This is a genomic window from Actinoallomurus sp. NPDC050550 (assembly GCF_040655075.1).
Lineage (GTDB): Bacteria > Actinomycetota > Actinomycetes > Streptosporangiales > Streptosporangiaceae > Actinoallomurus.
This window is the reverse complement of record NZ_JBFAJC010000005.1, coordinates 180,816-202,066: the sequence shown is the minus strand read 5'-3', so window position 1 is coordinate 202,066 and position 21,251 is coordinate 180,816. Positions and strand designations below refer to the sequence as shown.

14 protein-coding genes are annotated in these 21,251 nt (G+C 72.6%); 9 read left to right on the top strand and 5 right to left on the bottom strand.

Annotated features, from left to right (window positions below; translation table 11 throughout):
- Window positions 1–36: 36 nt before the first annotated feature.
- Window positions 37–567, bottom strand: coding sequence for a hypothetical protein (locus AB0I04_RS09255; protein ID WP_360881381.1), 531 nt, complete (start codon window positions 565–567; stop codon window positions 37–39).
- Window positions 568–690: 123 nt separating this feature from the next.
- On the opposite strand from AB0I04_RS09255, the gene AB0I04_RS09250 reads away from it, so the two are divergent.
- Together AB0I04_RS09250 and AB0I04_RS09245 are read left to right on the top strand one after the other, a co-directional pair.
- Window positions 691–1,560: an alpha/beta fold hydrolase gene (locus AB0I04_RS09250; protein WP_360881379.1), complete on the top strand. Its 870-nt coding sequence runs from the start codon at window positions 691–693 to the stop codon at window positions 1,558–1,560.
- Complete coding sequence (locus tag AB0I04_RS09245) at window positions 1,548–2,810, top strand: hypothetical protein (RefSeq protein ID WP_360881377.1); 1,263 nt, start codon at window positions 1,548–1,550, stop codon at window positions 2,808–2,810. Before AB0I04_RS09250 ends, AB0I04_RS09245 begins: the two co-directional genes overlap by 13 nt.
- Here AB0I04_RS09245 and AB0I04_RS09240 read toward each other — a convergent pair.
- On the bottom strand, window positions 2,788–3,369 hold the full coding sequence (locus tag AB0I04_RS09240; protein ID WP_360881375.1) for a TetR/AcrR family transcriptional regulator: 582 nt from the start codon (window positions 3,367–3,369) through the stop codon (window positions 2,788–2,790). The two genes, AB0I04_RS09245 and AB0I04_RS09240, sit on opposite strands and share 23 nt — an antisense overlap.
- Before the next feature lie 103 nt (window positions 3,370–3,472).
- Here AB0I04_RS09240 and AB0I04_RS09235 point away from each other — a divergent pair, with 103 nt between their 5' ends.
- The 4 genes from AB0I04_RS09235 to AB0I04_RS09220 are packed head-to-tail and all read left to right on the top strand — an operon-like array spanning window position 3,473 to window position 9,118.
- Window positions 3,473–5,050, top strand: coding sequence for a carboxyl transferase domain-containing protein (locus AB0I04_RS09235; RefSeq protein WP_360881760.1), 1,578 nt, complete (start codon window positions 3,473–3,475; stop codon window positions 5,048–5,050).
- A 2-nt stretch (window positions 5,051–5,052) separates the two neighbouring features.
- Window positions 5,053–7,041, top strand: a complete 1,989-nt coding sequence (locus AB0I04_RS09230; protein ID WP_360881758.1) for a biotin carboxylase N-terminal domain-containing protein — start codon at window positions 5,053–5,055, stop codon at window positions 7,039–7,041.
- Entirely contained in the window at window positions 7,041–7,973 is a 933-nt protein-coding gene (locus AB0I04_RS09225) for a hydroxymethylglutaryl-CoA lyase (protein WP_360881373.1), read from the top strand. The genes AB0I04_RS09230 and AB0I04_RS09225 overlap by 1 nt, the downstream gene beginning before the upstream one ends.
- A complete protein-coding gene (locus AB0I04_RS09220; protein WP_360881371.1) occupies window positions 7,970–9,118 on the top strand; it encodes an acyl-CoA dehydrogenase family protein in 1,149 nt (382 codons plus the stop codon). Before AB0I04_RS09225 ends, AB0I04_RS09220 begins: the two co-directional genes overlap by 4 nt.
- Before the next feature lie 213 nt (window positions 9,119–9,331).
- Here AB0I04_RS09220 and AB0I04_RS09215 read toward each other — a convergent pair whose 3' ends face one another.
- The 3 genes from AB0I04_RS09215 to AB0I04_RS09205 form a co-directional block, all read right to left on the bottom strand.
- Window positions 9,332–10,612 carry an MFS transporter gene (locus AB0I04_RS09215; RefSeq protein ID WP_360881369.1) on the bottom strand — a complete coding sequence of 427 codons (1,281 nt, stop codon included), beginning with the start codon at window positions 10,610–10,612 and terminating at the stop codon, window positions 9,332–9,334.
- A 439-nt stretch (window positions 10,613–11,051) separates the two neighbouring features.
- Window positions 11,052–13,613 carry a class III lanthionine synthetase LanKC gene (gene lanKC / locus AB0I04_RS09210; protein WP_360881367.1) on the bottom strand — a complete coding sequence of 854 codons (2,562 nt, stop codon included), beginning with the start codon at window positions 13,611–13,613 and terminating at the stop codon, window positions 11,052–11,054.
- 122 nt (window positions 13,614–13,735) lie between these two features.
- Entirely contained in the window at window positions 13,736–15,409 is a 1,674-nt protein-coding gene (locus AB0I04_RS09205) for a LuxR C-terminal-related transcriptional regulator (RefSeq protein ID WP_360881365.1), read from the bottom strand.
- Window positions 15,410–15,584: 175 nt separating this feature from the next.
- Between AB0I04_RS09205 and AB0I04_RS09200 the strand changes: the two genes are divergently transcribed.
- The 3 genes from AB0I04_RS09200 to AB0I04_RS09190 all read left to right on the top strand — a co-directional run bounded on the left by AB0I04_RS09200 (window position 15,585) and on the right by AB0I04_RS09190 (window position 21,249).
- A complete protein-coding gene (locus AB0I04_RS09200) occupies window positions 15,585–18,878 on the top strand; it encodes an AAA family ATPase (RefSeq protein ID WP_360881363.1) in 3,294 nt (1,097 codons plus the stop codon).
- Between the two features lie 159 nt (window positions 18,879–19,037).
- Window positions 19,038–20,156: a glycosyltransferase family 1 protein gene (locus tag AB0I04_RS09195; RefSeq protein ID WP_360881361.1), complete on the top strand. Its 1,119-nt coding sequence runs from the start codon at window positions 19,038–19,040 to the stop codon at window positions 20,154–20,156.
- Between the two features lie 337 nt (window positions 20,157–20,493).
- Entirely contained in the window at window positions 20,494–21,249 is a 756-nt protein-coding gene (locus AB0I04_RS09190) for a polysaccharide deacetylase family protein (RefSeq protein WP_360881359.1), read from the top strand.
- The last annotated feature ends 2 nt before the right edge of the window (window positions 21,250–21,251 follow it).

Below are 21,251 nucleotides of genomic sequence, written 5' to 3'. Positions count from 1 at the left end.
CCGCCACGGCCCGGCCCAGGCCGTCAGTCGACGGGCTCAGGCGATGGTGAGCGTCGTCACTCCGGTCGCGTTCGTCAGGCCGGTGGTGAGGCATCGCAGCGCGCTCGGCTGCGGAAGGGTGATCACTTCGATTGCCTTCCGGCCCCGGAAGCGGCCCGTGGTGATCGGCCCGGTGATCGTGGTGATGACCTGGCCGGCCGCCGCCGTGCTGCTTCCGGTGCCGTCGATCACGCTCGTGTCACCGGTGTTCCACCGGAACGTCCGCGAGCGGTGGAACCCGTCCAGCAGGTCGTCGCAGCCGACGAGGATCGTGAACCGCTCTCCGTACGATCCGCTCGTGACGGCGCCCGCGCCGCCGACGCAGGAGGCGAAGCGCCCGCTGGTCGTGATCTCGATGTTCCGCGGCCGAAAGACCACTCCGGGCTGGTACGTGGTGGTCTCGGTGCCCTGGCACTGCAGAAGTGCGGGTGGCCCCGCCCAGGCGGGACGCGTGACCGGCGCGAGCGCTCCGAGCGCCGCGACGGCCACGCTGACCAGGGCGCGCGCCGATGTTCCGCGGACGGCCATGAACGCCTCCTTCGTCTCCGTGATTAATTGCTCACCGACGGTGAGTGATCCGGCTGGGCAATCAGAGCACATCCGGCACGCCTTTGTGTACTTTCCGTGGAGATTCGGCAACGCTGTGCGATGATGACGGTCATCCCGATTCCCGGCTGGAGCGCGATGGACGCCCTGGAGACAGGCACGCTGGCGGTGCCCGGCGCGACACTGCACTATGAGGTACGCGGCGCGGGGCCCCTGCTGTTACTCATCGCCGGAGGAGCTTCGGACGCGGCTGTGTTCGAACCGCTGGCGACGGTCCTCGCCGCCCGCCACCGCGTGGTCTCCTACGATCCGCGCGGCAACTCCCGCAGCCGCCTCCACGGGCCGCCGGCCGACCAGCGGGTCGACGTCCACGCCGACGACGCCCACCGCCTGCTCGACCACCTGTCCGCCGACGGGGAGCCGGTGCGTGTGTTCGGGGGCTGCGCGGGCGGGCTCGTCGCGCTCGAACTCGCGATCCGCCACCCGGAACGGGTCCGTACGGTGGTCGCCCACGAGCCACCCGTGATGGCGCTGCTGCCGGAGGAAGAGGCTCACCCGGCGTTCTTCGACGACGTCCACGCGGTGTTCCACCACGAGGGTGTCGCCTCGGCGCTGGACAGGCTCAGTGCCGTCTTCGGCGGCCGTCCCGCGCCGGCATTGCCCGAGGCGTACGACAACAACCCGTTCTTCCTCGCCCACGTCGTCCGGCCCTTCACCCGTCACGTTCCCGACCTCGCCGGGCTCCGGGCCGTGGCGGAGCGGATCGTGATGGCGGGCGGCGAGGACTCGCGCACCTACACCGTCCACCGCCCGGCGGTCGCCCTCGCCGAACGGCTCGGTCGCCGCCCGGTGCTCTTCCCCGGCGGCCATGCCGGCTACGCGAAGAATCCCGTCGCCTTCGCCGGGCGGCTCGTCGAGGTGTTCACGGCCCCGCCCGCATCGCGAGACCGGGGGGCGATGACATGCGGATCGTGATGGGGGCGCAGAACTGCGGTTTCGGCCCGGCGGCCGAGCTGGTCGCGGTCTCGAGGCTGCTGGCCGGCCATGAGCGGGTGTTCGTCGGTGATGGGGTGTCGGCGCTGTTCGCTCGCCGCAACGCCGACGCCTTCGACGAGATCCACGAGGCACCGAGGAACGCGTCGATCGACGACCTGGTCGAGGCCGGCGGCCTGGTGATCTCGGTGATGGACGCCGACCTGGTCCTGCGGGCCGCCGTGGCGGGCCGTCCGGTCGTCATGGTGGACAGCCTGTTCGCCTTCTGGCTGCTCCGCCGCCCCGCGGCGGCCGTCCGCGATCTGTGCGGGAGCCTGCCGCGTTCGTCCTTCGCGGCGGCCGACCGGCACCTGGCCTGCCTGTCCCCGCACGAGCGTGTCGTCGCGGCGCACCTGCTCGCCACGCACAGCGTCGTGCAGAACTTCCCCGGCGTGCCGAAGCGGGTGGCCGAGTTCGCCGCTCTCGGTATCGGCCCCGAGATCCACCTGACCGGCTCGATCATCGACCTGGAGGGGCTGCGGCACCTGCCGGTCGACGCTGATCCCGGGTGCGACCTGCTGATCAACGTCGGCGGATTCCAGAACTTCCTGCTGGACTTCGACGTCAACAACGACTATCTGCGGCTGCTCCACCGGTGGATTCCGGACCTGCTGCGCGACTGGCCGCGATTCGCGCGCGTCCTGGTGTGCGGCGGGCCCTTCGGCCCGGGCCACGAGCGGACGGTCTCGGTCGCGGGTCGTCGCGCCGACTTCCGTCTCCTGGCGCAGCGTGACCTGCTGCGGTGCGTGGCGGCCGTTCCGGACCACCTGCTCGCTCCGGGGCTGACGGCGCTGCACGAGGCGATGGCCCTCGGGCGGCTGCCGCTGGCGTTGCCCGAACAGCACTACGCGCACGTCTTCACGATCCGGCGGCTCGCCGACACGCTCTTCGGCAGGGCGGCCGCCCGGTTCGCCGACGTCCTGCCGCATCACCCGGTGCCCGAGGACGACCTCGCCGGGACTGCGGCCATCGCCGGGATCGCCGGCCGGATCCATGACGACGACGGGCTCTATCGGCGCTTCCGGGGCACGTTCAACGAACGGATCGAGCACTATGTCTCCCTCGATCCGCGACGGCGCACCGAGGGCGTCGGGGAACTGCGCGAGGCGCTCGGCGGCGACCCGCTCCCGTCGGTGATCGCGAGGCTCGTCCCGCGACCGCCGTCACGGTCTACGACCGGAACGCGCCGGTGAGAGCGTCGGAGGCCATGGCGTGCAGGAGCCCCGCCATCGCGTCGCGGCTGAGGTCACCGGTGCTGTGCGGGGTGGAGTTGAGCAGGCCGAAGACCGCGTGGGTGGCGGAGCGGGCGCGGTCGTCGGTCGACTCCGGGTGGATGAGGCGGAGCACCTTCACCCATTCCTCCGCGTAGGCGCGCTGCAGGCGGCGGATCTCGCGGCGCTGCGGCTGAGGGACGTTGCCCAGCTCCCGTACGTGCACCGTGATGAGGGCGGGGTTGTCGAGCGCGAAGTCGATGTGCCAGCGCAGCAGCGCGTCCAGGGCGGCGGCCGGGCTCTCGGCGGCCTCGACGCGCCGCCCGCCCTCGGCGAGGAGGCGTTCGCTGATGTCGAGCAGCATCTCGGCGAGCAGGGCCTCCTTGCCGCGGAAGTGCCGGTACAGCGCCGGTCCGGTGAGGCCGACGGCCCGCCCCAGGTCGCCGATGGACACGCCGTGGTAGCCGCGCCGGGCGAACAGCTCCGCCGCCGCGGAGAGGATCTCCAGCCGGCGGGTCGGTGGAGCGGTCGCCTCGGCCATGCCCAAGAGTCTAGACGGTGCTGTTAACGTTGATTAACATCGGACTTGTTAACGATCGTTAACAGGAGGGCCTGTGGTGGAAGCTCCGCGGCTGGGGAGCCGCGTGGACGTGCGTGGTGCGGCATTCCAGGGCAACGCCGAGGAGAACCTCGCGCTCGCAACCGAGCTGCGCGAGCGCCTGGAGCGGGCGGCTCAGGGCGGTCCCGAGCGCTCCCGGCAGAGGCACGTCGCGCGGGGCAAGCTGCTGCCGCGGGACCGGGTGGACGCCCTGCTCGACCCCGGCTCGCCGTTCCTGGAACTGTCGCCGCTGGCGGCGACCGGGATGTACGACGACGAGGCTCCGGCGGCGGGCATCATCACCGGCGTCGGCCGGGTGTCCGGGCGCGAGTGCGTGATCGTGGCCAACGACGCGACGGTCAAGGGCGGCACGTACTACCCGGTCACGGTGAAGAAGCACCTGCGCGCCCAGGAGGTCGCGCTGCACAACCGGCTGCCGTGCGTCTACCTCGTCGACTCCGGGGGAGCGTTCCTGCCCAGGCAGGACGAGGTCTTCCCCGACCGGGAGCACTTCGGCCGGATCTTCTACAACCAGGCGACGATGTCCGAGCGGGGCATCCCGCAGATCGCCGCCGTGCTCGGCTCGTGCACGGCCGGCGGCGCGTACGTCCCGGCGATGAGCGACGAGACCGTCATCGTCCGGGAGCAGGGCACGATCTTTCTCGGCGGCCCGCCACTGGTGAAGGCCGCCACCGGAGAGGTCGTCAGCGCCGAGGAGCTGGGCGGCGGGGACGTGCACTCGCGCGTCTCGGGCGTCGTCGACCACCTCGCCGACGACGACGCGCACGCGCTGCGCATCGTCCGGTCCATCGTCGCCACGCTCGAGCCGCCCGGCCCCGCGCCGTGGGCCCTCCTGAAGCCCGAGGAGCCCGCCGCCGACCCCGCGGACCTGCGCGGCATCGTCCCGCCCGACCCCCGGACGCCGTACGACGTGCGCGAGGTGATCGCGCGGATCGTCGACGGCAGCCGGTTCCACGAGTTCAAGGAGCGGTACGGGCCGACGCTCGTCACCGGCTTCGCCCACATCCACGGGCAGCCCGTCGGGATCGTCGCGAACAACGGCATCCTGTTCAGCGAGTCGGCGCTCAAGGGAGCGCACTTCATCGAGCTGTGCGACCGGCGGTCGATCCCGCTGGTGTTCCTGCAGAACATCACCGGGTTCATGGTCGGCTGGGAGTACGAGGCCGGAGGCATCGCCAAGCACGGGGCCAAGATGGTCACCGCCGTCGCGTGCGCGCGGGTGCCGAAGCTGACCGTCATCATCGGCGGGTCGTTCGGCGCGGGGAACTACGCGATGTGCGGCCGCGCCTATTCGCCGCGCTTCCTGTGGATGTGGCCGAACGCCCGGATCTCGGTCATGGGCGGGGAGCAGGCCGCGTCGGTGCTGGCGACCGTACGCCGCGACCAGCTCGGCGACGAATGGCCGGCCGAAGAGGAAGGGGAGTTCAAGAAGCCGATCCGGGAACAGTACGAGCGTCAGGGCAGCCCCTACTACTCCACGGCGCGGATCTGGGACGACGGCGTGATCGACCCCCTCGACACCCGCCGGGTGCTCGGCCTCGCCCTGGCGGCCTGCGCCAACGCCCCACTCGAACCCGTCGGCTACGGCATCTTCCGGATGTGACCATGTTCGACTCCGTCCTGATCGCCAACCGCGGCGAGATCGCCTGCCGGATCATCCGTACGCTGCGGCGGCTGGGAATCCGGTCCGTGGCGACCTACACCGACGCCGACGCGGACGCCCGGCACGTACGGGAGGCCGACACCGCCCTGTGGGTGCGCAGCTACCTCGACGTCGACGACGTCGTCGGGGCGGCCGTGCGCGCCGGCGCCGAGGCGGTGCACCCCGGGTACGGCTTCCTGGCCGAGAATCCCGACCTCGCCCGGGCGTGCGCCGAGCACGGGATCGTCTTCGTCGGCCCGCCGCCGGACGCGATCGCCGCGATGGGCGACAAAATCCGGGCCAAGCGGACGGTCGCCGCCGCGGGTGTTCCCGTCGTGCCGGGGCGCGACGAGGCGGGGCTGAGCGACGACGAGCTGGCCGCCGCGGCGATGGAGGTCGGCCTGAACGCCGGCGCGGCCGTACTGCTCAAGCCGTCGGCGGGCGGCGGCGGCAAGGGCATGCGCCGGGTCGAGGACCCGGGTGGGCTGCGGGACGCCATCGCGGCGTCCCGGCGGGAGGCGCTCGGGGCGTTCGGCGACGACACGCTGCTCGTCGAGCGCTACATCGACAGTCCCCGCCACATCGAGATCCAGGTGTTCGCCGACGCGCACGGCGACGCCGTCCACCTCGGCGAGCGCGAGTGCAGCCTGCAGCGCCGGCACCAGAAGATCGTCGAAGAGGCGCCGTCGCCGCTGCTCGGTACCGGCCCCGAGGGCGAGCGGATCCGCGCCGCGATGGGCGCGAGCGCCGTCGCCGCCGCGAAGGCCGTGGGCTACGTCGGCGCGGGCACGGTCGAGTACATCGTCTCCGCCGACCGCCCCGACGAGTACTTCTTCATGGAGATGAACACCCGGCTGCAGGTCGAGCACCCGGTGACCGAGATGGCCGTCGCGATCGGCTCCCGGCCGGGCCTGGACCTGGTCGAGCTGCAGCTGCGGGTCGCCGCGGGGGAGCCGCTGCCGTTCGCGCAGGACGCGGTCGCGTTCGCCGGGCACGCGGTCGAGGCGCGGGTGTACGCCGAGGATCCCGCCCGGGGCTTCCTGCCCACCGGCGGGCGGGTGCTGCTGCTGGCCGAGCCGACCGGTCCCGGCGTGCGGGTCGACTCGGGCCTGGTCGAGGGGACCGTCGTCGGCGGCTCGTACGACCCGATGCTGGCCAAGGTCATCGCCGCCGGGCCGGACCGCGCGACCGCGCTGCGCCGGCTTGACCGCGCGCTCGCCTCGTACACGCTGCTGGGCGTCGGGACGAACGTCGCGTTCCTGCGGTCCCTGCTGACCGACCCCGACGTGGTCGCCGGGCGCCTCGACACCGGCCTGGTCGAGCGCCGCCCTGCCGAGCCCGCCGAAGAGATCCCCGAAGACGTCCTCGCCGCCGCGGCCCTGGAGCGCATGCTCGCGCTGGAGGTGCCCGACCCCGGCCCCTGGGACGTCCCGGACGGCTGGCGCGTCGGCCGGCCCGCCTGGACGACCTGGCGGATCGCCGGACGCGAGGTACGGGTCCGCGGCCGGGCCGCCGACGCGGAGGTGTCGGTCGACGGCGCCGAGCCCGTACGGGCCGCGGCCCGCCGCCACGGCGCCGACCTGCTCGTCGACTACGCCGGGGACCGCACGCGCTTCGTGTGCGCCCGCGACGGCGACGTCTGCCGACTCGGCCGGGACGGCCGGGTCTGGTCTCTCGAGGAGACCGAACCGCTCGCCGCGCAGGCCACCGAGACCACCGCCTCCGCCGGTGCCGTGCGCAGCCCCATGCCCGGCACCGTCGCGGCCGTCAAGGCGGCCGACGGCGACGAGGTGGCGGCCGGCCAGCCGCTCGTGATCGTCGAGGCGATGAAGATGGAGCACACCGTGACCGCACCGGTCGACGGCGTCGTCAGCGGGCTGACGGTGCAGCCCGGCGCGCAGGTCGCCCTCGACGAGGTCCTCGCCGTCGTCACCCCGAAGGGAGACAACTGATGCGTGTGCCGCTCGAGGGCCTGCCGTCCCGGGTCACCGTCTACGAGGTCGGGGCGCGGGACGGCCTGCAGAACGAATCGGCGATCGTTCCGGTCGAGGTGAAGCGGGAGTTCATCACCCGCCTCGCCGGGGCCGGGCTGCGGGTGATCGAGGCGACGAGCTTCGTGCACCCGAAGTGGGTGCCGCAGCTGGCCGACGCCGCCGAGCTGCTCGGCGGGCTGGAACGCGCCGAGGGCGTCCGCTATCCGGTCCTCGTCCCGAACGAGCGCGGCCTGGACCGGGCGCTCGACGCGGGCGTCACCGAGATCGCGATCTTCGGCAGCGCGACCGAGACGTTCGCCCGGCGCAACCTCAACCGGACGATCGACGAGTCGGTGGCGATGTTCGCGCCGGTCGTCGAACGGGCCCGCGCGGCCGGCCTCGACGTGCGCGCGTACGTGTCGATGTGCTTCGGCGACCCGTGGGAGGGCGACGTGCCGATCGAGCAGGTCGTCTCGGTCGCCACCCGCCTGCTCGACCTCGGCTGCACCGAGCTGTCCCTGGGCGACACCATCGGCGTCGCCACACCCGGGCACGTCACGGCCCTCATCGGCGCGCTGCCGGCGGCGGGCGTCGACGTCGACCGGATCGGCGTGCACTTCCACGACACCTACGGGCAGGCGCTCGCCAACACGCTGGCCGCGCTGCGCTGCGGCGTCACGACCGTCGACGCCTCGGCGGGCGGCCTCGGCGGCTGCCCGTACGCCAAGAGCGCGACAGGGAACCTGGCCACCGAGGACCTCGTGTGGATGCTCGACGGCCTGGGCATCGAGACCGGCGTCGACGTGCGCCGCCTCGCCGAGACGAGTCTCTGGATGGCCGAACGCCTCGGACGCCCCAGCCCGTCCCGCGTCGTCCAGGCCCTGTCCAAAGAACAAGGGAGCGACCAATGATCGGATTCACCCTCGACGAGGAGTACGAGGCGCTGCGCCGCACCGTCGAGACGTTCGCCCGCGACGAGGTGGCGCCGGTCATCGGCGACTACTACGAGCGGGCCGCGTTCCCCTACGACATCGTCGCCCGGATGGGGAAGATGGGGTTGTTCGGGCTGCCCTTCCCCGAGGAGTACGGCGGGATGGGCGGCGACTACTTCGCGCTCTGCGTCGCGCTGGAGGAGCTCGCCCGCGTCGACTCCTCGGTCGCGATCACCCTCGAGGCGGGGGTCTCCCTGGGCGCCATGCCGATCTTCCGGTTCGGCACGGAGGAACAGAAGCGCGAGTGGCTGCCACGCCTGTGCTCGGGCGAACGGCTGGCCGCCTTCGGGCTGACCGAGCCCGGCGGCGGCACCGACGTGCCCGGCGGCATGCGCACCACCGCGCGGCTCGAGGACGGGCACTGGGTGATCAACGGGTCCAAGGCGTTCATCACCAACGCGGGCACCGACGTCACGGTGGCGGTCACGGTGGCCGCGCTGACCGGCGAGGGCGAGATCTCCACGATCATCGTGCCGTCCGGCACCCCCGGCTTCACCGTCGGGAAGAAGTACTCCAAGGTCGGCTGGAGCGCCTCCGACACCCGCGAACTGTCCTTCACCGACGTCCGCGTCCCCGAGGAGAACCTCGTGGGAGAGCGCGGCCGGGGCTACGCGCAGTTCCTGCGGATCCTCGACGAGGGCCGCATCGCGATCGCCGCGCTCTCGGTCGGCCTCGCCCAGGGCTGCGTCGACGAGTGCCTGAAGTACGTGCGCGAACGCGAGGCGTTCGGCCGGACGATCGGCGAGTACCAGGCCATCCAGTTCAAAATCGCCGACATGGAGACACGGGCGCACACGGCACGGCTCGCCTACTACGCGGCGGCGGCCCGCCTGCTGGCCGGGGAGCCGTTCAAGAAGGAGGCCGCCATCGCCAAGCTCGTCGCCTCCAACGCCGCGATGGACAACGCCCGCGACGCCACCCAGATCTTCGGCGGCTACGGCTTCATGAACGAGTACCCGGTCGGCCGGTTCTACCGGGACGCCAAGATCCTCGAGGTCGGCGAGGGCACCTCCGAGGTCCAGCGAATGCTCATCGCCCGCCACCTCGGCCTCCCCGCCCGCTGAGCAGTCCGTGCGGCTCGTTCGCGCGGGGGCCGCTCTTCGTGCGCCGGGGGCGACCCTCGGGATTCCGTTCCTGGGGCGCGGCGGCTGCTCATGCGCCGGGGGCGACCCCGCGGCGGGATCACGGGCCGCCTGGGCGCGTCGCCCGGCCGGAGCGGCTCACGGAGTCGTGGGCAACTCGTACGGTCCTGACCCGGCCATCTCGGTCGTACTTCCTCAGCGGGCCGGAGCGGGAGGTGGCTCGGCGGCGGCGGTGTCCGGTGTGGGCCGCTCGGCGTTGGAATCGGTCGCCGGTGCGTCGAAGAGGTGCCGTTTCGCGGTGTTGACGCCGGCGATCAAGCAGAGGAACAGTCCGAAGGACACGAACGCCACGACGGCGCCGAGCCCGCCGAGCAGTGCTCCGGCGAACATCGGGCCGAGGGGTGCCAGGGACAACGCGGTGAAGCTGACGGTGTTCTGCACCCGGCCCTGCAGGTGGTCGGGGGTCATGCGCAGCAGCGTGCTCCCGAAGACGACGTTGAGGGCCGGGGTGAGCAGGCCGCTCAGCGCGATGAGCGCCCCGAGGACCAAGGGGCGCGAGGTGGTCGCCATCAGGAGCGCGAGGACGGCGTCGGCCCAGCAGACCGCCAGGACGATCTGCCGCGTACCGAGGCGTCCGATGGCACGCGGGGCGAAGAGGGAGCCGACCAGGGAGCCGAGTCCCGAGAGCATGACGATGCTGCCCACGGACAACCCGGACGAGCCGCCCTCGTAGCTCGCCGCCACCGCGACCAGGACGATGCCGCCGTAGGTGAAGTTGCTCACCGTCGCGTTGAGCACGACGTTGCGCAGGTACGCCGAGCGCATCACGAAGCGGAGCCCCTCGGCGGTGTCCCGCCAGAAACCGGTGCCGGTCTCGCCGCCGCCCCGCCGCGCGGTCATGGGCGTGCGGATGGCCAGCACGGCGGCCATGGAGAAGAGGTACGAGCCCGCGTCGGCGACGAACGGGACCACGGGGGACAGCTCGAACAGCAGCCCGCCGAGCGCGGGACCCGCCGTGTAGACGGCGGCGTTGCGGGCCTGGATCAACGCGATGGCGGAGGCGAAGCGCTCCTCGGGCACGAGGCGTCGTACGGCGCCGCTCACCGCTCCGGCGAAGACGCTCGTGCAGGCACCGTCGACCGCCGCGACGAGGAGGATGAGCGGTAGCACCGTGCGGTGGACGGCCACCGAGTACGCCAGCGCCGCCATGCCGAGGGAGCGCACGATGTCGCAGGTGAGCATGGTCCGCCGGCGGTCGTGCCGGTCGGAGAGGGTGCCGCCGGGGAGCAGGAAGGCGACCTCCGCCACCCCTTTGACCAGGCCGACCAGGCCCGCCTGGGCGGGGGAGTGGGTCAGGGAGAGGACGAGGAGCGGCAGTGCGAGGTACGACGCCTGTGATCCCAGTTTGGACAGTGCCTGCGCGATCCAGATGTCGCGGAACTCGCGGTTGGCGCGCAGCGGTTCGGAGGTTCTCACGCCATTCTCCCGATCGATGAGCGGCGGGTCTGCTGTGGTGCGGGCGGCGGTGCCGGCGCCCCGTGAGGCCGGCACCGCCGCCCGGTGGATCAGTGCGTCTGGATGCAGCAGATGTTGCTCTGCTGGCTGGACAGCTCCGCCGCGGGAGCCTCCTGCTCGAGGTTCTGCAGGTCGAGGATCGCCTTCATGTCGTTCACCTCCGTCCGAGGGGGAGTCCCGGGACGTGCCGGTCGCCGGGGTCGTGGGGCGGAGGGCGGCCGGCACCCTCCGTGCTCGGAGAGGGCCGGCCGCCCCGCCCGGGAGGGCCGACGCCGATCGGGCGTCGCGATGGTCGATCAGGACGTCTTGATGCAGCAGATCGAGCTCTTGTTGCTGGACAGCTCCCGCGAGTAGGCCTCCTGCTTGAGTTTCTGCAGGTCGAGGATCGCCTTCATGTCTTTCACCTCCGTCCGGTCTCGAGCGTCGGGATCACGGCGGTCGCCGGGTGTCCGGCGGTCAGGAATGGAAGGGGACCGCCGGGCCTCCCCTCGACCGCCATGTGCACGGCGAGCAGGATCCCCGCGGATCCCGTCGCCAGGTCTGTGGAGAGGCGGAGCATGCCGTCGCCTGGGAAGAACACCGCACCCCGGTGCTCGACCGAGTGCCAGAACATGCGCCGTAGGTGCACGTCGACGCCGGCGTCATGACCGTCGCCGAGATGGCGGGCGCAGGTCATGAGCCCGGTACGGCCCGAGAACAGGCCGGGCAGCACCACGAACTCGGCGCGGCAGGTGTCCCGGATGAGGTCCCGGGCCCGTTCGAAATCCGGGTCCGGGCGATGGCGCAGGTACTCGTGGAGCACGACGCCGATCCCTCCGCTGCCGTCGTCGAGGTACGGCAGGATGCGCGACGGCTCGCGGACGTACAGGCCGTCCAGTGCCTCCTTGCACCCTTCCAGGTCGCGTCGCAGCGCCGCCGCGGCGACGTCGAGGTGGCCGGGATCCCCGGTGGCCTCGAAGAGCCGCACGAAGAACAGCGCGACTCCGGCGAACCCGTGCATCAGGCCGGGTCGCTCGGGTGGCGCGAGGTCGGCGTGGTCCTCCGCGACGGCACGGGCGAGCCGCGCGGCGTACTCGAGCGGCTCGTCCAGCAGCGCCCGGTCACCGGTCCGGCCGGCGAAGTACAGGACATTGAGGCCGACTCCCGCCAGCCCGCCGAACAGGTCGACCGAGCGGATGGTGTCGCGCATGTCCAAGGCCCGCTCGAAGACGGTGAGCGCCTCGTCCGGTTGCCCGATGCGGTCCAGGGCGAAAGCGATGCCGTGGAGCCCGTTGTAGAACCCCGCGTACGGAAGGGGCGTGCCCCTGCACGAGCTCACCAGCCAGTCCACGTGGTCGGCGAACTCCGGGTGGTCGGCCCGCCCGATGGCCGCGAGCGCGTACAGCACGCCCGCGGCGCCGTACGCGAGGTTCGCGCCGCCGTACCGGAACTGGTTGATGTCGCCGGGGAACAGCCGGTCCCTTCGCTCGGGCGTCGCGCTCGACACGATCCCGGCCACCGACGAGTCGAACAGGGAGTCCCAGCCGGGGTCGGCGGCGCGGCGTCTCCAGGCCACGGGCCGTTCCTCCGGGAACAGGCCACGGGCGACGACCGAGCCGAAGTCCGCGGGCACCGGGAATCGGTCGACGATGATGTCGAGCAGGTCCAGCGCCTTGCGGGGACCCCACTGCATCATCGCGGTGAGGGGCAGGAAGGCCGCCAGCCGAAGACACGCCAGCGCGTACTCATCGACGTCGAAACCGGTCAGCGTGTCGGGTCCGGCGTAACCCGTCGCGGCCAGTCCGGGCCGGTGGTTCTCGCTGATGTGCGAGGACGACTCGAAGTCGACCAGCGCGATGCGGTCGTCGGGGCGCACGATGACGTTGGACGAATGCAGATCGCCGTAGACGATGCCTTCGCCGTGCATCGCGCGCAGCGCCGATTCCACCTGGGCGACGACGTGCAGCACCCATTCGGTGTATTCGGCGATCTCCCGCTCGCCGGGGCTGTGGTGGATCAGCGGATCCCGGAGCCCGCTGGCGCGGAAGAGCGTCTCGCCCTCGATGTACTCCAGGCCGAGGAAGTGATGCTCCCAGTAACGCGCGGACTCCACCAGCGCGGGCACGAAGGGCCGGCCGGCGAGCAGCCGGAGGGCGCGCTCTTCGCGGGCCATGCGGGCGATCGCGTCGTGGCCGTTGCGGTCGAGGCCCGCGTGCGGCCTGGCCTCCTTGAGGACGATCCGCTTCCCGGTGCGCAGGTCCACCGCGCGATAGACGCCGCCGGCATTGGAGAAGTGCAGGGCCTCCTCGACGCGGTACGGGAACTCCGCGTCCGACTCCGAACCCGCCGCCTGTTGGGCCGCGATGAAGTCCGGCACGGTCACCCAGGACGGCACGCGGAAGGACGGCTGGCGCTCGTCGGGGACCAGCCGCCCGTTCGGGTCCGCTATGGCCGGCAGCAGTTCCCCGGTGCCGGAGACGCAGTACCGCAGGGTGAACCCGCCGTACCGCACGTGGAGCGGGCCGTTGCGCCAGCGCAGGTCGTTGAGGATGTACGGTCCGGTGAATCCGGCGAGTTCGCGGTCGAGCTCTTCCAGAGTCGTACGCAGTTCGTTCTCGTCCTGCGGATAAATGGTGATCAGTTTCCCGCTGGAGCCGCGATGCGCGTACTTGAAGTTCGACATGAGCGCCATCGGGCGGCTGCGCAGGAATTTGAAGGCGATTCCGCGGGACATGCAGTAATTCCAGACGATGTCGATCGCCGCCACGGCGTCGTCCAGGCGCACGCCGACGTGGATCTTCCAGCCCTGGTCGGGGAGGTGCGCCTCCACAGGCCGGACGTACACCCACTCCCGCAGCTGCTCGAGCTTCCAGCCGTCCGGCACCGGACGGCTCGCGGCGGCGAACCGCATCTTCTCGTCCGGCATTCTCTCCAGGCTGTCGTAGAAATCGGGGTCGGAGATCGTGAAATTGGTGTGCGTCATGCTTCCCCCGGCGTGCTGCGAGGAATCGTTTTGAAACCGCTTGGACTGAAGATTAGGCGGCGCGTCGATTCCGGCACATCGGCCGAATCATGTAGCCGCGATTCTCGGGGGAATGGGTCGTTCTACCCATGCGGTGGAGCGGCGATCCCGTGCTCGAAGGCGTAGGCCGCCGCGGCGGTGCGCGAGGACAGGCCGAGCTTGGTGAAGATGTTCGACAGGTGCCGCGCCACCGTCTTCTCGCTCAGGCGCAGAGCGGTCGCGACCTGCCGGTTGCTGCCTCCGGCGGCGACGTTGCGCAGCACTTCGGCCTCGCGTTCGGTCAACCCGTCGGGAAGCAGGGCCCGCCCGCCCAGGCGTCCGTCCCGGACCGGCGCGCCGACCCGGTCGCCGGACGGCGCGCCCAGCTCCCGTAGCCGGTCGTGGGCGGCCTCGGACTCCAGGTGCGCGGCGTCCTCGTCGCCGAGCGACCGGTACGCCTCGGCGAGCAGCAGCCGCGTCCGCGCGACGGCGTAGGGCGCGTCGAGCTCCTGCCACATCCGGCGCGCGGTCCGCAGCACGGCCAGCGCGTCGTCGGCCTTCCCATCGGCCAGCAGGACCGCGCCGAGGGCCTGTGCCGCCTCGGCCCGCAGACCCGAACTGCCGTAGGCCGCCGCCGTGGCCTCGAGCTCGGCGGCGGAGGCCCGGGCCGTGTCCAGGTCGCCGGCGGCGAGCGCGATCTCCACCTGGGCGGGGTGCAGCCGCGCCCGTGCGAGGGCGTTCCCGCTCTCGGCGACGAGCGCGGCCCGGATGGACGCCGAGGCGGCGTCCGGCCGGCCCTGCGAAAGCCGGAGCGACGCCAGCCCCGGCTGCGGATCGCGGCCGAGCTGATGGGCCCGGCGGAAGAAGTCCTCGGCGGCGGTCGCGTCGCCACGGAGCCGACGGGCCTCACCGGCCTCGTACAGCGCCTCGGCGAGCACGCAGACGCGTACGTGTGCCGGGTCCCCGGCGGCGCGCTCGGCCACGCGTCCGGCCGGTCCCCACGCCCCACGCATCCGGAGGATCCGCGCCCGGTGGACCCGCCAGGCACCGCGGTAGGGCACGGTCGCGGGGACGACGTCGGACCACCGGGTGGCGGTCCGCGCCCACTCGGCGGCGCGCGTCAGGTCGCCCAGCTCGTGGCAGACGTCCATCAGGTTGCAGAAGACCGCGCCGGACCATATCGGGTGCAGCCCGTCGGAGAACGCCGTGAGCATCGCCTCGTCGAGCAGCGAGAGCCCGTCGCCCGCGCGGCCGAGGCCGACCAGCGCCCGTCCCTCGCCGAGCAGGCCGGCGGCGAGCAGGAACGCGTCGCCGTACCGGCGTCCGATGCCCTGCATCCTGCGGGCATGGTCGGCGGCCTCGTCATTGTCCCCGCGCGTCAGCGCGGAGGCGATGTCGAGGTAGATCGGATAGCCATGCTCGGCGCAGTCCGCCTCGTCGCGCAGCAGCCGGTGCGCCCGGCTCATCCAGCCGGAGCCGATCGCGCCGTCTCCCCACTCGAGGTGGTGCACGGCCAGGAGCACCGCCGCCATCGCCGCCGGGCGCGGTCGTGCCTCCCACTGGTACAGCCGGTACGCGTCGGTGAAGGCGGCCAGCGACTCGTCGATCTCGCCCACCCGCCATGCCGCCTGAGCGAGGGCGTCGTGGTCGTCGGCCGGCATCGGGCCGCTCTCGCGGGCCTTCCTGAACCCGCTCCACGCGTCCATCCAGGCGCGTCGCTCGAAGGCGGATCGAGCCGCCACGAGGTCATCCGTCATCTCGTTCGACACCGTCGTCATGAGACCCCCTTGATCCCCCGGTGCTTCGTCTCTGACCCCTACGGCGTGACGTGGACGGCGGGGGGTGTGCCACGGCGTGGCACACCCGCATGACGCCGGGAATTTGTCCGTATCTGGCCACTTCTTTCGCTGCTCACGCACCGTCACCCCGGACCCCGGGTGACACCATGACGGCATGCCGGGGGTTGACCGTCACCTTGTCGGCCGGGGGAGAGAGCTTCGCGTGCTCGACGACGCGCTGACCACGGCGCGCGGCGGGGAAGGCCGCCTCGTCGTGGTGGCCGGCGACCCGGGGATCGGCAAGACGAGCCTGTGCCGGGAGATCGCCTCCCGTGCGGCGGACGCCGGGTTCGCGGTCGGCTGGGGCACCTGCTGGCCCGAGGGCGGAGCTCCGCCGCTGTGGCCCTGGCAGGCGGTCCTGGCCGACCTGGGTCGTGAAGCGGCGACGGACCTGCTCGGAGCCGATCGCGGCGGGCCGGTCGTCGACCCCGAGCGGTTCGCGCGGTTCGCCGCGGTCGGCGAGGAGCTCGCCCGTGCCTGTGACGCCTCACCGGTGCTCGTCGTCATCGACGACATCCACGTGGCGGATCCGGGAGCGGTCCTGCTCGCCCGATTCCTCGCCCGCGCCCTCGCCCGGCGGCCCCTGACGCTGGTCTTCACCCGCCGCCACGGCGCGGGCGGCCGTTCGCCGGCCGCCGGGCTGCTGGCCGAACTCGAGGGGCAGGCCGGATCGCTGACGCTGCGCAACCTCGACGTCGACGAGACCGACCTCTTCCTCCGGTCGTACGGCTATCGCGACGTCGATCCGGACCTGCGGCGCACGCTGTGGCGGCTCACCGGCGGCAACCCGCTCTTCCTGCACCGGGTGATCGCCCTGGGACCGGCCGATCCCGTGGGCGGGCGGCTGCCCCCGGAGGACGTACGGGCCGCGATCGTCCAGGCCGTGGACCGGCTGGGTGAGCGGGCGCGCCAGGTCCTCAGCCGTTCGTCAGTGCTCGGTTCCTCGGTTCCCATCGCGCATGCGGCCGCCGTCGCCGACTGTACGACGGCCGAGTTAGGCGAGGCCCTGGTCGAAGCCGAGCAGGTCGGGCTGGTCGCGCCGCCCGGACAGGGCGACTTCGCGTTCACCCACGAACTCGTCCGCGAGTCGCTGCAGGAGCTCCTGACCGTCGGCGAGCGGTGCGCGGCGCACGCCAGGGCGGCCGACGTCCTCGCCCCGCCGCCGACCGCCTCGTCGCCTTCCGGTCCGCCGCTGACCGCCTCCTCGCCTTCCGGTCCGCCGCTCACCGCCCCGTCGCCTTCCGGTCCGCCGCTCACCGCCTCCTCGCCTCCCGGCCGGCCACCCGCGGCACCAGCCCCCCGGCAGCTCACGCGCTACGCCTACCACGCCCTGCGGGCGGCGCCACGCTCGCCGGAGGACGGACGCCGCGCGATCACCGCCTGCCGGGCCGCCGCCAGGGCCATGGTCGGGGGCTTCGACTACGACCAGGCCGCCTCGATCCTGGAGGCGGCCGTCAACGTGCACGAGGAGGCGGGCCTGGCCGACCCGGTCGCGGCGTTGCTGGTCGAATGGGCGCAGACGGTGCTCATGTCCGGCCGGCTGGCGGAGGCCCGTGTGCTGTTCGGCCGGGCGGTCGACGCCGCGACCGCCGAGGGGGACCGGATCGAGCTGGCCCATGCGGCGCTCGGCCTCGGCGGGGTCTGGGTGAACGAGCACCGTTCCCGGCCTGACCACGAGCGCGTCCTCGGCCTGCAGCGCCAGGCGCTGACGGCGCTGCTCCCCGGCGAACACCGGCTGCGCTGCCGGCTCGCCGTTCGGCTGGCGGCCGAGGACGTGTACCAGGGCGGTCCGGTCGACCCCGTCCTCGACGCCCTCGAGGAGGCGCGGCGGCTCGGCCACAGCGACGTGCTCGCCGAGGCGCTCTCCCTCACCCACCACGCGCTGCTCGCTCCCCGCTACGCGCGGACCAGGCTGAAACTGGCCGAGGAACTGATCGCGGTCGCGTCCCCGGCGGGTGCGGGGATGCTCGTGCTCATGGGCCTGTGCTGGCGGGCCACCGACCTGTTCCACCTGGGAGATCCTCGGGCGCCGCGGGCCCTCGCCGAGCTGCGCGACCGGGCGGACGCCCTGAACTGCCGCAGCGTCCTGTACATCGCCGAGGTCATGAAGACGATGCTCCTCATCCGTGCCGGTCGGCTGGAGGACGCGGAGGCGAGGGCCGCCGAGTGCTTCGAACTCGGCAGCGAGGTCGGCGACGCCGACGCGTTCGCCTACCTGGGTGCGCAGCTGGTCACCATTCGCTGGCTCCAGGAGCGAGACGCCGAGATGCTCCCCATGCTCGAGGAGATCGTCGCCTCACCGACGCTCATCCCAACCGAGTTCGGGCTCCAGGCGACCGCCGCCGTCATGGCCGCCCGCGTGGGTGAGCACGGCAACGCCCGGCGGATCCTCGACGAGCTCACCGCCTCCGGGCTCGCCGCCCTGCCCGAGTCCAGCACGTGGCTGGGCGGGATGATGTCGATCGTGGAGACCGCGTTCCTCCTCGGGGACGCCGCCGTCGCCCGGGAGGGCTATGACCTGCTCGTCCCGTACGCGGAGCTCTCGATCACGCCGTCGCTGGCGGTGACCTGCCTCGGCTCGGTCGAACGCCCCCTCGGGATGGCCGCCCTCACGTTCGGCCGCCCCGACCGCGCCGTCGAACACCTCGAGCGCGCGGTGACCGCCGATCGTCTCCTGGGGAACCGGCCGCTGACCGCCGTCACTCTGGGCGACCTCGCCGAGGCGCTGCTCCGGCGCCATCGGGCGGGCGACCGCGAGCGAGCGGCCGACCTCCTCGAGCAGGCCCGGCGCGAGGCCGAGGCCGTCGGGCTGAAGTCGCGGGCCGACCGCTTCGCCCAGCGCAGCCGCCGGCTCGACGAAGGCCATGCCACCATCCGCCGGCAGGGGCGCCTGTGGGTCCTGTCGCTCGGAGACCACCAGGCGGTCGTCCCCCACCGTCTCGGGGTCGGGTACCTCGCGCGCCTGCTGACCAGCCCGCACCGGCCGATCTCCGCCCTCGAGCTGGCCACGTCCGCCACCGGCGACACCACCCTCGCCGAACCGACACGTCACCCGATGGTCGACGAAAGGGCGCGAAGCGCGTACCGGAGGCGGGCCGAAGAGCTGACCCGCCGGCTCGCGCAGGCCGCCTCCTCCGACCCGGAACCGGACGAGCGGTTGCACGCCGAACGTGAGGCGCTACTGCAGGAGCTGAGCCGTACGGCCGACAGAGGCGGCCGTACCCGGTCGTTCCCGGACCCGCGGGAGCGCGCCCGCACCGCCGTACGAAAAGCGATCAAGCGGGCGATCGATGACATCTACGCTGCGGACGCCGAGATCGGCGGCATCCTGCGATCCTCGATCACGACCGGTGCGACCTGCTGCTACACCCCGGACGCCGAACGACCGCTCACGTGGTCGCCCGAGTGACGTCGCGAGGTTCTCTGGCTCTTCCGGATGCCGATAGGACCGTTCCACGGTCGGCGAGGTATCGCTCACCGGCTGCGATCAACGCCGTTCCTCGGATGTTTCCTCGGTCGGAACCGCGAGGCGGCCCGGTGGTCGTACGGCGCAGTCAGGCTCACGGCCGTGAAGGTCGCCATCGTGACCGAGTCGTTCCTGCCCCGCGTGAACGGGGTGACGAACTCGGTATGCCGTGTGGTGGAGCATCTGGCCGGTCGAGGCCATGAGGTCCTGGTGGTCGCACCAGGGCCCGGGCCCGACGGCCATGCGGGTCAGCCGGTACGGCTGACGCGGGGGGTCGCACTGCCGTTCTACCGCTCATTCGTCGTCGGAATACCAACGCGCCAGGTGACGGGCGCACTCAACGAATTCGGCCCGGACGTCATCCACCTGGCCGCTCCCTTGGCGCTCGGCGCATCCGGCGTCGCGGCCGCCCGCCGACTGGACGTACCGACGGTCGCGGTTTTCCAGACCGATGTCGTCGGCTTCGCCCGCCGGTACGGCCTGCGGGGCGCCGACCACCTCGTATGGGCCTGGCTGCGCCATATCCACGAACAGGCCGACCGCACCCTGGCACCGTCCAGACCCACGCTGGACGAGCTCCACCGGCGCGGCGTTCCCCGGCTGGCGCTGTGGGCGCGGGGAGTGGACGACGAGCGCTTCAACCCACGGCACCGGTCGGCCGCGCTGCGCGCCGAACTCGCCCCCAACGGGGAGGTGCTCGTGGGCTACGTCGGCCGGCTGGCCGTCGAGAAACGCGTGTCCCTCCTGCGGCACCTGGCCGACATGCCGGGCGTCCGGCTCGTCGTGGTCGGCGACGGCCCGGCCGGGCGGAGGCTGCGGCGCATGTTGCCGGACGCGGTCTTCACCGGGTTCCGTACCGGCCGGGAACTGTCGGAACTGGTCGCCTCCCTCGACGTGTTCGTGCACACCGGCGCGGACGAGACGTTCTGCCAGGCCGTTCAGGAGGGTCTGGCGGCCGGGGTCCCGGTGGTGGCGCCCGCCGCCGGAGGCCCGCTCGACCTGGTCCGTCCCGGCTACAACGGCCTGCTCTATCCTCCGGACGACCCGGCCATGCTCCGGGCGGCGGTCGCGACTCTGGTGGGCGACGCCGCGCTGCGCCGGCAGATGGCCGGCCAGGCCCTGCTGTCGGTTCGCGGGCGGGACTGGAGCAGCGTCTGTGAGGAACTGGTCGGCCACTACCAGGCCGTCCGGTACGACCGGTCCGCGCGGCAGGCCGCCTGATGCGCGGCGGCGGAGACGTCCGGGCGACCGGACGCCGACGGATGCGTCCGGGCATCGGCGGGCGGCCCGGTCGCTCGCGCGGAGCCGTCCGGATGACGGTGGGTCGGCCGACAGGCACGGGTGTAGAGGCTCGGATGACGCGGAGCCGGCCGATGGGCATGGGCGGAGAGACACCTACGACGGCGGGGGACGCGGCGGTCGGTCACGGAATGGTCGGGTGCCCTGAAGGTTCCCGCTACCGGGTCGTCCTCTCCGCGACCGCCACCCGGCATATCGTCCCGCCGTCCGTTCGAATCATCTCAGACAAGCAGGGGGACCGGATGGTCGAGGACTCGCGGTGCGGCGCGGCGTGACGCACCTGGTGGTGAGCGTGCACGATGTCGCTCCCGTGACCGCCGAACAGACGCGACGCTGGTGCGCGGACGCGGACTCGCTGGGGATCCCGGTGTCGCTCCTCGTGGTCCCCGGACCGTGGCGCGGCACCTCGCTCGCCGACGAGCCGGGGTACGCGGCGGTGCTCCGGGCCCGGGCCGCGGACGGCGACGAACTCGTGATGCACGGCTGGAGCCACCAGGCCGGCCCGGAAGGGTCGTTGCCACGCCGGGTGGTGGGCCGACTGGTCGCTCGCGGCGCGGCCGAGTTCGGCGCGCTCGACGAGGTGCAGGCGGCCGACCGGCTGATGTCGGGGCGGGCCGTCCTGCGGGAGCTGGGCCTGGTCGCCTCGGGCTTCACGCCACCGGGGTGGCTGGCCTCGCCCGCCACCAACCGGGCGCTGCGTCAGGCCGGATTCCGGTACACCACGTCGCACTTCGGCGTACGCGACCTGCGGAACGGGCGGCTGTGGCGCGGGTTCGCGCTGTCGCACCGGCCCGGGGGCGCCGGCGAGCGGCTCGGGGCCGTCCTGGTGAAGGAGTGGGCGCGATGGCGGGCGAAGCGCGGCGGCCTGGTGCGCATCGCCCTGCACCCCGACGAACTGGACCGCCCGGGCCTGCGCGACACCACGCTGCGTGCGATCGAAGCGGTGCTCGCGGCGGGAGGCCGGGCGATGACCTACTCGGACGTGGTGGCGGCGGACGCTGTGAGTGCGCATTGAGG

Coding starts and splice junctions, on each gene's coding strand:
- AB0I04_RS09255 (WP_360881381.1), bottom strand. CDS start 567: ATGGCCGTCCGCGGAACATCGGCGCGCGCCCTGGTCAGCGTGGCCGTC.
- AB0I04_RS09245 (WP_360881377.1), top strand. CDS start 1,548: ATGCGGATCGTGATGGGGGCGCAGAACTGCGGTTTCGGCCCGGCGGCC.
- AB0I04_RS09225 (WP_360881373.1), top strand. CDS start 7,041: ATGCGTGTGCCGCTCGAGGGCCTGCCGTCCCGGGTCACCGTCTACGAG.
- AB0I04_RS09240 (WP_360881375.1), bottom strand. CDS start 3,369: ATGGCCGAGGCGACCGCTCCACCGACCCGCCGGCTGGAGATCCTCTCC.
- AB0I04_RS09220 (WP_360881371.1), top strand. CDS start 7,970: ATGATCGGATTCACCCTCGACGAGGAGTACGAGGCGCTGCGCCGCACC.
- AB0I04_RS09200 (WP_360881363.1), top strand. CDS start 15,585: ATGCCGGGGGTTGACCGTCACCTTGTCGGCCGGGGGAGAGAGCTTCGC.
- AB0I04_RS09205 (WP_360881365.1), bottom strand. CDS start 15,409: ATGACGACGGTGTCGAACGAGATGACGGATGACCTCGTGGCGGCTCGA.
- lanKC (WP_360881367.1), bottom strand. CDS start 13,613: ATGACGCACACCAATTTCACGATCTCCGACCCCGATTTCTACGACAGC.
- AB0I04_RS09230 (WP_360881758.1), top strand. CDS start 5,053: ATGTTCGACTCCGTCCTGATCGCCAACCGCGGCGAGATCGCCTGCCGG.
- AB0I04_RS09250 (WP_360881379.1), top strand. CDS start 691: ATGACGGTCATCCCGATTCCCGGCTGGAGCGCGATGGACGCCCTGGAG.